At 44.9% G+C, this 12432-nt stretch carries 9 protein-coding genes and 1 tRNA gene; 5 read left to right on the forward strand and 5 right to left on the reverse strand.

Features of this window, described 5'->3' with window-relative positions; genetic code table 11:
* Positions 1 to 199: 199 nt before the first annotated feature.
* The 5 genes from Q0393_RS01610 to Q0393_RS01630 all read right to left on the reverse strand — a co-directional run bounded on the left by Q0393_RS01610 (position 200) and on the right by Q0393_RS01630 (position 4469).
* Positions 200 to 1480, reverse strand: a complete 1281-nt coding sequence (locus Q0393_RS01610) for a hypothetical protein (protein ID WP_298977376.1) — start codon at positions 1478 to 1480, stop codon at positions 200 to 202.
* A 265-nt stretch (positions 1481 to 1745) separates the two neighbouring features.
* Positions 1746 to 1946, reverse strand: a complete 201-nt coding sequence (locus Q0393_RS01615) for a hypothetical protein (RefSeq protein ID WP_297893680.1) — start codon at positions 1944 to 1946, stop codon at positions 1746 to 1748.
* A 122-nt stretch (positions 1947 to 2068) separates the two neighbouring features.
* A complete protein-coding gene (locus Q0393_RS01620) occupies positions 2069 to 2677 on the reverse strand; it encodes an NAD(P)H-dependent oxidoreductase (protein WP_298977377.1) in 609 nt (202 codons plus the stop codon).
* Between the two features lies 1 nt (position 2678).
* The gene (gene guaA, locus Q0393_RS01625; RefSeq protein ID WP_298062171.1) at positions 2679 to 4214 is read right to left on the reverse strand and encodes a glutamine-hydrolyzing GMP synthase; all 1536 of its coding nucleotides are present in this window, start codon (positions 4212 to 4214) and stop codon (positions 2679 to 2681) included.
* Between the two features lie 54 nt (positions 4215 to 4268).
* Complete coding sequence (locus Q0393_RS01630) at positions 4269 to 4469, reverse strand: hypothetical protein (RefSeq protein ID WP_298062169.1); 201 nt, start codon at positions 4467 to 4469, stop codon at positions 4269 to 4271.
* Positions 4470 to 4496: 27 nt separating this feature from the next.
* Here Q0393_RS01630 and Q0393_RS01635 point away from each other — a divergent pair, with 27 nt between their 5' ends.
* From Q0393_RS01635 to Q0393_RS01655, 5 genes are all read left to right on the forward strand, one after another.
* Positions 4497 to 4907 (forward strand): hypothetical protein, encoded by a 411-nt coding sequence (locus tag Q0393_RS01635; RefSeq protein ID WP_298062167.1) that lies wholly within the window; start codon positions 4497 to 4499, stop codon positions 4905 to 4907.
* Entirely contained in the window at positions 4888 to 6690 is a 1803-nt protein-coding gene (gene uvrC / locus Q0393_RS01640) for an excinuclease ABC subunit UvrC (RefSeq protein WP_298977379.1), read from the forward strand. Before Q0393_RS01635 ends, uvrC begins: the two co-directional genes overlap by 20 nt.
* A gap of 165 nt (positions 6691 to 6855) precedes the next feature.
* On the forward strand, positions 6856 to 11409 hold the full coding sequence (locus Q0393_RS01645) for an ATP-binding protein (protein ID WP_298977380.1): 4554 nt from the start codon (positions 6856 to 6858) through the stop codon (positions 11407 to 11409).
* Between the two features lie 14 nt (positions 11410 to 11423).
* Entirely contained in the window at positions 11424 to 11804 is a 381-nt protein-coding gene (locus Q0393_RS01650) for a response regulator (protein WP_005869488.1), read from the forward strand.
* A gap of 12 nt (positions 11805 to 11816) precedes the next feature.
* Positions 11817 to 11893: transfer RNA gene (locus Q0393_RS01655), tRNA-Arg, on the forward strand.
* Positions 11894 to 12432 lie beyond the last annotated feature (539 nt).

Genomic DNA, 12432 nt, shown 5'->3' on the forward strand with positions numbered 1-12432 from the left:
CTTTATTGTAGTCGTACCTAATATTTATATTAGGCTAATATGCTGCATCTAGGCCTTAAGGCTTTATAAAACCTGTTTAAAATCTTTAAATTTATAATGGTTAATTTCTTTTGAAGCAATTCTGCGCTTCACGGCGAGCATACTCATATCTCATAGCAGGTTAAAATTTGCTCCGCGTCCTCGTCGTAGGCGTTATCGACTAGTACGAGATCGCGGGCGCGCTCGGGTGCGCGATGTGTCTGCGTTTTTCATTTTTACCGGGAGCGAGGAGTGAATATTCAAGGTTTTCGATGCCGTGGTTGCCTCTGGACGCTAAATTTTGTTCGACAAATGCGTCCTTCTTCTTCGCTTCGTATTTTGCGCTCGCAGCTCGGCAAGAAGCAGCTGTAACGACGCCTAAAATTCTTGCACTCTTTTGTTTAAATTTATGCGCTAGCACAGGCTTTGCCGCGAGGTATTGGACCTGCTCGCCGAGTTTAAATTTAAAGGGCTCGTCGTACTCAAATTTATCCGTCGCTTCGCATCTGGATTTGCTCGCCTTGACCTGCGTAAATTCGCCCGAGCCGCCGCGATTAAATTCGTCCGCTTCGTCACATCTAAATTCCTCGGCTTTATCGTACGCAAATTTGTCCGAGCCGTCGTGCTCGCCGCTCTCGAGATCGCCCGTTTTGCTGTGCTCAAAGCCGCCCGCCTCGCTACGCAGATCAAGAACCCTCAGCTCATTCGGCTCGTTTATAAAGTATCCGCGCCAGCCGTCCGGTCCATCCGCCGCAAGCTCGAATTTATCGAAATCGAAATCGAGCTTCACGCAGAATTTAACGTTAAAATTCGCGTCCGTAAAAACAAGCTCGTTAGCACCCTCTATTTCGCCGTTTTCGCCTGCTTCGCCCACGCGAATGCAATATCCGCCGCTTGCGCGCTGCACCTGCGTCATAGGGCAAGTTTTAGCGATGATTTTAAGCTCGCAACCGCTCAAATTTAGGCGGTAAATTTGACCCGAGCGCGTAAAAATCAAGAAGTTTAGCTCATCTTGCTTAAAAATCGCTACGCAGCCCTTTAATCGCTTTCGCGTGCTCGTCTGCGACACAAAATCGTAAATAAAAAGCGTGTCGTCAGTCGCCGTAATAGCCTTTTTATCGCCGCCCTTGCTACTTAGCGCGATAAAATTGCCGTATTTTAGCACGCCCTTCTTGTGCTTTGAGATGAGCGCGAGATCCGCGGCGTTAAATTTATAAATCGTGTCTACAAAGCCCAGAACTACGAGCGTGCGGCCGTCATCGTCAAAGGTCGCGGCACGGGTAAAATCGCGGAAAGGCGCGCCGGCTAGCTGCTCGCCGCTTGCGAGCGAGAATTTTCTAAGCTTCATCTGCTTTTGTTCGTCGTTATCGCCTACGTAAAATGCGCGATCGCCCTTTATCAGGATATTTTCGCCGATATCTCGAAGCCTGTTTTGAAGCCTACTTTGCCATAAAATTTTCATCCGTCGCTCCTTTTATCTGCGCGCAAAGAACACAGCGCGATTTATCGCTTTTAATTTTGGCTAGCGGTTTTTCAGCGCGCATGCTAATACTTGAATTATTGCTTTTAAATTTACGCTATTTGCGCGGCGCTCGGTACCGATTTAATTGGCATTTCAGCCGTGCTTTGCAGGCAAATTTATCCGCGCAGCGTTTGGACCGGGCTAGAAAGAAATTTAACCGCGCGCTGTTTTAGCGAAACCACAAAATTAGCCTCGCAAATTTAGATCATTTTTTCGGTTTATTTTCTTTGATATAGTCCACGGCGATACGCTGGCAGGCGATCTTGTCGTTCTTTTCGAGGCATAAAGTCTCCAGCTCCTCACGGCTGAAATTTTTGTAATCTTTGATCGTCTTTTTGCCGCCGCCTCCCATGATGAAGTATATGAGAGCCGCTAAAATCGCGACCGCAGCGATTAATCTAAGCATGATTACCTCCTAAATTTCATAGATTTTGCGCCAAATGTGCGAGCGAATTCGGCGCGTATTTGTTTAAAATAGGCAATCAAAATTCTACGCCACGCGGATTTTGCGAGCAGTGCATTTTAAATCTAAAGCGATATCTGCTTCGGAAAGTACCTATCCAGCGTCTGCGCTACCTGCTCTAACCAGACCTTTCGCTCGACCTCGTCGCTATCTGCGACCACTCTAAACATCAGCCGCTCAAAGGTTTTCACGCCGCAAAAATCAAAAATGCAGTTTTTCCAAATTCTTTCCAGCGGATCGCCGAATATCTCGTTTTCTCTGGCCTCGGGGGTGTTGGAGGTGTTGAAAACTACGGCGGCTTTAGCCTTTAAAAGCCCTATCGGAAGCCCGCCGCCGTTATCGCCCGGCGCAAAATCGTAGGCTACTCTCTGCCTTAGCACACGGTCAATCCAGCCCTTGAGGATGGCGGGCGGCTCGCCCCACCAGTTCGGATGGACAATCACGATGCCGTGGGCGTTTGCGATATCTTTTTGATGCGCTTTTAACAGCTCGTCGTCGCTTTCGTCGCTCACGAGCTCGGTGCCGCTAAGGATTGGGTTAAATTTCTCCTTATATAGATCGTGAAATTTAACCTCGTAGCCGCTATTTTGCAGCTTTTCTGCCGCTGCGTTTGCAATAGCCGCATTTAGACTTCTCTCGTAAGGATGCGCTAAAATGATGCAGATTTGTTTCATCTTACTCCCACTCTATCGTTGCGGGCGGCTTGCTCGAGATATCGTAAACTACGCGGTTGATGCCGTCTACTTCGTTTATGATGCGGCGTGAGACGTTTTCTAGCAGATCGTACGGCAAGCGCGAGAAGCTAGCCGTCATGCCGTCGCTGGCGTCCACTACGCGTATGCACACGGCGTTTTCGTAGGTGCGGTTATCGCCCATAACGCCGACGGAGTGCACGTTTAGCAGTACGCAAAACGCCTGCCATGTTTTGTTGTACCAGCCGCTTGATTTTAGCTCGTCGCGTAGGATCACGTCGGCTTTGCGCAGCAGCTCGAGGCTCGGCGTATTTACCTCGCCCATTATGCGGATCGCAAGGCCAGGACCTGGGAATGGATGGCGGAAAACGACTTCGCGCGAAAGACCTAGCTCAAGTCCCAGCTGGCGCACCTCGTCTTTAAAAATTTCGCGCAGAGGCTCGATCAGTTCAAATTTCATATCCTTAGGCAGGCCGCCTACGTTGTGATGGCTTTTGATCGTTTTGCTCGAGCCTGCGACGGAGCTTTCGATGATGTCGGTATAGAGCGTACCCTGGGCTAGAAATTTTACGTTTTTGTGTTTTGCCGCTTCTTTGCTGAAAACTTCAATGAAGGTCGCGCCGATGATTTTGCGTTTTTGCTCTGGATCGATCACCCCTTTTAGCCTGCTTAAAAATAGCTCGCTAGCATCGATCACGTCTAAGCTCACGCCGAGTTTGAGCCTAAACATCTCCTCTACCGCCTTGCGCTCGCCAGTGCGGAGTAGTCCGTTATCGACGAAAACCGCTATTAGGCTCTGCGGCACCGCATGCGCCAAAAGCGCCGCTACGACCGAACTATCCACGCCGCCACTTACCGCGCAAAGCACTTTGGCGCTGCCTACGCGTTCTTTTATTTTGATCATCTGCTCTTTGGCGAAGCTACCCATATTCCAAGTGCTGGTTATTCCGCAGATCTCTTTAGCGAAATTTTTTAAAATTCTATCGCCAAACTCGCTGTGGCAGACCTCGGGGTGAAATTGCAACGCATAAATTTTACGGATCTCGTCGCCGAATACGCACCACTCACTCTCATCCGAGCTTGCCATCACCTCAAAGCCCTCCGGCAGGCTCTCGACCTTGTCCGAGTGGCTCATCCAGACAGTAGAGTTATCCTCCACGCCGCCAAATAGCCTGCTAGCGCGAAGCAGTTTCAAAGAGGCTTTGCCATACTCTTTTTTACCCGCAGGCACGACGCTGGCGCCAAATTTATGCGCGATGAGCTGCATGCCGTAGCAGATACCTAAAATTGGAATTCCAAGCTCAAAAATTCTATCGTCGCAAAAATACGCATCCTTGGCGTAAACGCTAGCGGGTCCGCCGCTTAAAATAAGGCCTTTAGGGTTTTTGGCTTTTATCTTATCGATCGGTGCGTCGTATGCGATCAGCTCGGTGTAAACGCCTTGTTCGCGCAAGCGCCTAGCGATCAGCTGGGTGTATTGGGAGCCGAAGTCCAGCACTAAAATGTCTGCCGTTTGCATGAAATTCCTTTGTAAAAATTTTTAAAAGTATAACAAAGCAAAGCTAAAAGTAGGCTATTTATCGCGTAAAATTCTAACGCTGCCTTTCGCGCCGTTTGTTTTGTTGCCATCCGCGGCGGATGCCTTTGCGTTCACGGTTTGCTCATCCGCGTCCGAGTAAAACGGCGGCGCTTTGTATCCGCAGCCGCTAAGCAAAACTAAGATAAAAAATGCTAAAATCCGCTTATGGAAAATGCAAGAGAAATAATAGCTCATATCAGAAAAGATCCTTTATATGCCAAGATGCGAGAAAGAGGCGAGTTTTTAGCGATTTTGCCGCTTAGTTGGCAAAGGCTGATCGCTTTCATCTACGTCAAAGATGGCATTTTGATGATAGCCGCGAAGCACCCGGCTGGGCTTTGCGAACTAAAACGCGATAGTAATATAAATTTAATAAAAGACGTATTAAAGCGCTTCGTAGCTGCTAGAGAGACGGCGGAGCTTTGCGGCGTGCGCGAGATAAAATTTTTCGTCGCAGATAGAGTGATGAGTAGAAGAAGGGCGCAAATTTATAAAGCTCATTTGCGTCCTGGCAGCAAAATTTTATCTTCAGAGCGCGCAAAAGGGGAGTTTACAAACAAAATCCAAGATCCGCAAATTTATAAAATTTTTGAAGAGATAAGAGGGCTGATCCTTGCTAATAGAGGAGATTAAGAGCCTGCCTGCCGCACCGGGCGTGTATCAGTATTTTGATGCTGCGGGCAAGCTTCTATACGTCGGCAAGGCTAAAATTTTAAAAAATCGCGTCAAAAGCTACTTTTCTTTCACGCCCGCTCTCGCTCCGAGCCCTCGTCTAAGCGCGCGCATCGCCAAGATGATAAGCGAGGCGGCGCATTTAGAATACATCGTAACTCCCAGCGAGAGCGACGCGCTGATCCTAGAAAATTCCTTCATCAAGCAGCTTAAGCCCAAATACAACATCCTGCTGCGCGACGATAAGACCTATCCATATATCTACGTAAATTTAGACGACGATTTTCCGCGCTTTGAGATCACGCGAAAGATCATAAAGGGCAGAAACATCAGATATTTTGGCCCCTATTTTCACGGTGCGAAGGAAATTTTACAGACGCTTTACATGCAGTTTCCGCTCGTGCAGAAGAAAAATTGCGTCAAGGGCAAAAAGGCCTGTTTGTTCCACCAGATCGGGCGCTGCGCCGCTCCGTGCGAGGATAAAATTTCAAAGCAGGATTACGCGCGTATCGTGCAGAGCGCGCTTGCGGCTCTGAAAAATCCCCAAAAGATGGTGCCGCAGCTTCAGGATCGGATGGCGCGGCTCGCGCAGAGCGAAAATTTTGAAGAAGCCGCACAGATCCGCGATACGATCGAAATTTTAAAGCAGATGAACGTAAAGGTTGAGGTCGATCTGGCAAAGCTCGATGATTTCGAGGTCTTTGCGATTGCCGCACGCGACGGGCTCGTCTGCGCCGTGCATTTTAGCATACGCGAGGGTAAAATTTCAGCCTCAAGCTCGCATATAATCAACTGCAAAGCCCCAAGCGCCGATGATATCGCAAACGCCTACAAGCAGATGATCTTAAGCGCCTTTCCGGCCGCGGCTCCCGTGGCGTGCGCTAAAATTTACGTTTACGACGAGTTTGACGATGCGGATCTGGTATGCGAAATTTTATCCAAGCGGCACGAAAGAGCCTTTAAAATTTACGCGCCGAAAATCGGTGAAAAGCGTAAAATTTGCGAGATTGCATATCAAAACTGCGAGATCAATATCAAAAAGCATCTAAAAACGCACGATTACGCATTTTTGCAGGAGCTGAAGGATTATTTTGATCTTACGAATTTGCCCGTAAATATCGAAGTTTTCGACAATTCGCATATGTTCGGCGCCGCGGCCGTGGGAGCTATGATAAGCTTTCAAGACGGCGAGTTTAACAAGCAAAACTACCGCCACAAACACCTTAGCTCAAACAACGACTACGATCAGATGCGCGAGTATCTAACTAGCCGCGCGCTTAAATTTGACGAGCTTGCAGCGCCAGATCTGTGGCTCATCGACGGCGGAACGGCTCTGTTAAGCTTAGCAGATGATATAATCTCAAGCGTCGGAGCAAACGTCGATATAATCGCTATCTCTAAAGAAAAGATCGACGCTAAAGCCCACCGCGCAAAGGGAGCCGCGAAAGATAAAATTTGCACGAAGGGCGGGATTTTTTCGCTGCCTACGGACGATAAAAAGTTGCAGTTTTTTCAGCGCCTGCGCGATGAAGCGCACCGCTTTGCAATCTCGTTTCACCAAAAAAGCAAACGCAAACTCGATCTGCAAAGCTCAAAACTGCTAAGCTTGGGCGTTAGCAAGGGAAGCCTGAAGAAGCTTTTGGACTTTTACGGCGATTTTGAGAGCATTTATGCGGCGAGCTTCGATGAGATCAGATCGCTTACGAATATCCAAACCGCGGAAAAAATTTTAAACAATCATTAACGAAAACCTAACGCAAAAAGCTATATTTAAAGATTTGTTTAGTAAAATCACCCATTAACTTTGCAGGACGGCTAAATCGTCTCCGCCTAGCGTGACGGAAGCGACTTCGTTTCTCCGGTTGAATAAAATTTAACGTCGCGTAAGCTGCGCTTTGAAGGATTTTGTATGAATTTAAATACTACAAGTGCTTTGAGACTTGTTAGCGGTATCCCGTTACTTTTGATTTTCGCGTTTGCATCATATTTCTTGTTTATATCTTTGCAGGATTACGCCAGAGTGGGAATTTTGCAGCAGCAAATTGCTAAAAACAGCAATCTCGCAGCGTTAGTAGAGCAGGTAGATAAAGAGCGCGGTATCACTTCGGCGTTTTTGGGTAGCGAGGGAAACCCCGGTATGGGAACCCTTCTATCGGGTCAACGTAAAAAAACCGATGATGCGCTTGCAAAGTATAAAGAAAGCAAAAATATCAGCGAAAATGTCGTAAAAAAGACTATTTTTGATATTTTCGCTTACGGCACCGGTAACGACGAGCTTTTGGCTGCCGAGACCGATATAGACGGTTTATTAGACAAACTTCCGCAGGTAAGAAGGGATGTCGATGCTCAAAGCAAAAGCTTCGGTGAGCTTTTCAGCTCATATTTTCAAAAATTCGATGATGATGTAAAAACAATCCAACGAGTGCTAAGAGAGGGTCTTGTAAGCTCAAATATCACCGTTTGGACGGTTTCATTGCTTAATACTTATGAGGCGATGGATGCCACCGCATCGGAGCGCGACTATATTATCGAATACATCATCGGTAGCAAGGCGATGAATCAGGCGCAGCTAAGGACTTGGGCTAGCTTCAACCTATCTAGTTCGCTTCCTAATTACTACTTCTTGCCGGAATCGGATGCTAGAGCCGCGATTTTAAAAATTCTAGACGGAGAGGAATTTCAAAACGCATTAAGAGAGACTGCTAAAATTTCGGCCACATTGCAGCAAGAAGCGGACGAGGGACACTATAGCGTGCCTTTTCAAGAGTGGTTTGCCTCTACTACACTTAAATATAAAAAGCTAAGCGAAATTTCTGAAAAGATCAATGCTGAGCTTGCGGCGCATGCCGATACTTACTTGGCGCAAAGGCTAAGAAACCTATTTATCGCTCTTGGTATATGGGCTTTAGCGGCTATTTTGGTCGTTTTTGCCTTGGGTATTACAAGACGTTTAAGACAGAACGTTACCGACCTCGGCAATGTGCTTAGCCGAATCGGCGATTTGACGAATCAGCACGAGCATATCGACGTTAGGACTAGTGAGGGTGTTAACAAGGCATATTCGCTTATCGAGGACGCGCTCGATCTGATTGCGTATCAAAAGGGCGCTGCGGAGGATGCCAACAAGGCAAAATCGATCTTTTTAGCTAATATGTCTCACGAGATCAGGACGCCGCTTAACGGCATCATCGGCTTTACGGAGCTTCTTAAAAATACCGATTTGGATGAGGAGAAGCGCGATTACGTTGATACTATCGAAAAATCGTCCGAAAACCTTCTAACGATCATTAATAACATTTTGGATGTCTCCAAGATCGAAAGTAATAAGGTCGAGCTTGAGGATATCTTATTTAACCCTATTCAAGATTTCGAAAGCGCGGTTGAAATTTACGTTGCCAAGGCTGCCGAAAAGAATATCGACATCCTGCTCTACATCGATCCTACACTCGTGCATCATCTATACGGCGATATTACGAAGATCAAAGAGGTTCTTATCAACCTCATGTCAAATGCTGTCAAATTTACGCCTGAGCACGGCACTATCGTAGTTGAAATTTTAAGGGAGCCTAGCAAAGCTCCAGGAGAGGCGATCGTAACGTTTAGCGTCGAGGATACCGGCATTGGAATTTCTGAAGATAAGCTCGCAAATGTATTTAACGCCTTTTCTCAAGCTGACTCTACAATTACACGTAAATATGGCGGAACAGGTCTTGGTCTTACGATTTCGTCTAAATACGTAGCTATGATGGGCGGTAAACTTCAGGTTAAATCTACCGTAGGAAAGGGTACTAGATTTTACTTCACCCTTGCTTTTAAAGAGACACAAAAGACCGATGCGGACGCAGTATTTGAAAGTATCAAAGGATTAAATTTCGCGCTTTTAGCCGATAGCGCCGATACGATGTATAATGATATCGTTAAAAACTACATCAGCAAGCTAGGCGGTAAAATTTCGATATTTAATACGAACGCGCAGTTCCGCTCAGCGCAAAATAATAACAAATATGACGCTCTTATCACTAGATTTAAGAATTACGGCGAGGTTAGCGATATATTGAGTATGCCTACGATCTTGACTCTTAAGCCAAAAGAGCTTCAAAGTATTAGTATTTCAAATTCTAAAATTTTTACTCTTACAGAGCCTTTTAATTTAACTAAATTCGTTAAGACGCTAGATAAAATTTCAAAATCCGGAATTGCTCTAAGTAGATCGGATTTTGCTCCACAGACGCATGAGATTAAGCTGGATGCCGAGGTAGAAAAGCCTATTGTCTCTGATGAAATGATTATGGAAGAGCCGGTAGTAAAAGAAAGACCTATCATCAATAAGCTCGATGAATTACGACATGCTACTACTTCGTCGGCAGACGAGCTACGCGCTATCTTGCAAAGCAGAAGGCGTACGCATGATACAGAAGTTCATTCTATGCATAAAGAGGAAACTGTTAGTAAGCCTAGTATTGCTCAAGAGATCAAAAAAGAAGCTCCTAAAGCAGAAGAACCGGTCATTAAGCCTATAGATATCGAGCCTATGAGTGATATTAAGATTGAAAAGACAGAGCCTGAATCGCCAAAGATTAATGTTGATATTCCTGAAATAGTAATTCCACGCGCAGAAAAGCCAAAAGTAGAGCCTTCAAGCACAAAGGATGCCCAGACCGATATTGATGAGCCTATATCTTTGGAAATCCCTGATGATTTTGTGGGGCTCAAAACACATGCGGCGCAGACCCAGGCTCCTAAAGCCGAAACTCCTAGCATTGATCTTTCTGATATCGAAATAGAGCTTCCTAAGATTAAAAAAGAGGAAGAAGAAGTAAAGGCTGAGCCTGCAAAAGTAGAAATTCCAAAGGCTAAGGTTGAGACGCCTAAGGCTGAGATTGAAATTCCTGATATAGAGATCGATCTTTCGGATATCAAACCGAGTGCCAAGGTGCAAGAGCCTGCCAAAAAGGTTGAAATTCCAAGCGTAGAAGAAGAAATTCCGGTAGCCATTAAAACCGAGCCTGAAATTCCTATCGCTAAAGCTTCGAAGCCTGATACTTCAAGTGTTTCTGCTCATGAAGATGAAATTTCAAGTGTTAAACTTTCAGAACCTGAAATTCCAACTGAAAATACAATCGAACCAGAACCTATCGCTGTTGAGCCAGAGCCGGTAGCAATTGAGCCTGAACTAAAACCTATCAAGCCAAAACTTGAAGAGGTTAAACAGGAGCCTTCAAATATCGAGTTTGAATCGATAACGCCAGTAGTAGAACCAGCGGCTCAAAATATTCCTGCCGAAGAGCCGAATATTGAGCTAGAGCCTGTAGATATTCCGAAGGTGGAGCCTGCTACTCAAAACGACCATGTCGAAGAGCCTGAGATCGAGCCTGTTAGCGTAAAAGTCGAACCGGTAGTTATCCCACAACCTGAGGAAGAGGAGATGGTCGAGGTGCCCGTCACCGTATACGAAGACGAGCAACAGGAAGAAACCATTATGGTCGAAGAGGATGTCGAAGTCGAAGAAGAGGTTGAAGTGCCGGTAGAGCGAAATCCTGCCGATGAAAATGTACCTTTGGTCAATAGAAAATATAACGCTAAAATTCTTATAGCGGAAGATAATGAGATCAATCAAAAGCTTATGAAACATACGTTAAATAGCTTTAATATGAATTTGACGATAGTCGAAAACGGACTTTTGGCGCTGGAAGCCAGAAAAGCCAATAACGACTATGATCTCATATTTATGGATATTTCGATGCCTGTTATGGACGGTATCGAATCTACAAAGCAGATCAAGCAATACGAACACGAGAATAATCTCCGCCACATCCCGATCGTGGCTGTTACTGCCAATGCGTTAAAGGGCGATAGAGAGAAATTTATGGCGGCGGGGCTTGACGAATACTGCACCAAGCCGATCAAAAAGGATATCTTAGCCCAAATGCTAGATAATTTTATCGGTGATAAACGATCTGATGCAGCGCCCGCCGGTGGAACTACAAAGAAGCTGGTTAAAAAGCTTGTAAAACGCCAGGTACCTAAGACGGTCATTAAAACTGTCAAAGTGCCAAAGACGATAATGAAGCTAGTTCCTAAAAAAAGCATAGTTTCCGATGACGTAGTGAAAGCTAAGGGTGCGCGAGTGCCGACAAAAGATATACTTATATGCAAGGCAAACATTATGGAAAGTAAAATTTTTGCCAGCATATTAAAACACCAGTATAAAGACGTAGAAATTGCGGGCAATTTCGACCAGCTTATTTCTATGGCGGCTACGGGCAGCTATAAGCTTGTTTTGGTTGATAAAAAGCTAGCGGGGCTAGACTTAGCGGCGTTAGAGAGCTTACGCCGAAAAGCGCCTGCGACCAAGCTAGTGCTGTTTTCTAACGACAACGATGAAAATCCACTATTTAGCGAAGTCGCTAGTTACAATATCACCAAGTCGGGTCTTGAGAAACTCGCACAAAAATATATATAAGGATGAGGTCTTAAATGAGAGATTTGAAAGTTTTAACAGTTGATGACGACGCTATAAATTTAAAGCTACTTGAAGTTATGCTAAAAAAATACGGCAAATTCCAAACCATACTCCAAGCCAAAAATGGTTTGGACGCTCTTGCCGTACTCGAAGTTCAACCCGTTGATTTGATTTTATTAGATATCGTAATGCCTGTGATGAATGGGCTGGAATTTTTAGATAATCTTCACGCTAGAGAAAGTATAGCTCATATCCCCGTCATTGTCCTTACGACGGACGAGACCGCTAAACGAGAGGCTTTAAATAAGGGTGCTTATGACTTTATGACAAAGCCCATCAACGACAAAGATCTTCACAAAAAACTAGACGATGTTATGAATATTATCGGCGATTAAATTGCCGATTTTGTCCTCGTAGCTCAGTAGGATAGAGCGCAAAATTCCTAATTTTGAGGCCACAGGTTCGAATCCTGTCGGGGACACCATCTATCAAATTTTACCCCTAATTTTAGTTTTTTGATTTTTTTAAAAGCCCTGTTTTACGGGTTTTTCAAATTTTTTAAAAAAATTTCAAATCTTAAAAACGCTAGACTATGCAGTAGGTTTAAGAGAAACTACTATATATTAAAAAATGTATATTAGTTCTAAACTCTTTGAAAACTTTTATAATCTCTCCTATGAAAATATATGAAATTTTAAAGGATAAGCGGTTATGAAAGTTTTTTCTAAGACCAAAGACGATCTGGTTTTTAAAACAGACCCCCGATAAAGTCATTTAAGTGCACTATCTACTCTTTTTTTATCGCGTTTCGCTTTTAAGATTTTAGTAATGCATATCTGCTCCTTCGCGATAGATTTTGTAGTGAATTTAAAGATTACCAGTCTACTATAATGGGAGAATAAAAAATGGTAGGAAGCTCTGTTGCTTTTTCCGAGAACTCGTTGTTCTCACGAGGCTCTATTATTTTTTCAGAAATGCCATCGTTTCTTATAGAAAAGACTTGGTGATAGAGAATGGTAAAAT

This window comes from uncultured Campylobacter sp., from assembly GCF_938015785.1.
In the GTDB taxonomy this organism is placed as follows: Bacteria; Campylobacterota; Campylobacteria; order Campylobacterales; family Campylobacteraceae; genus Campylobacter_B.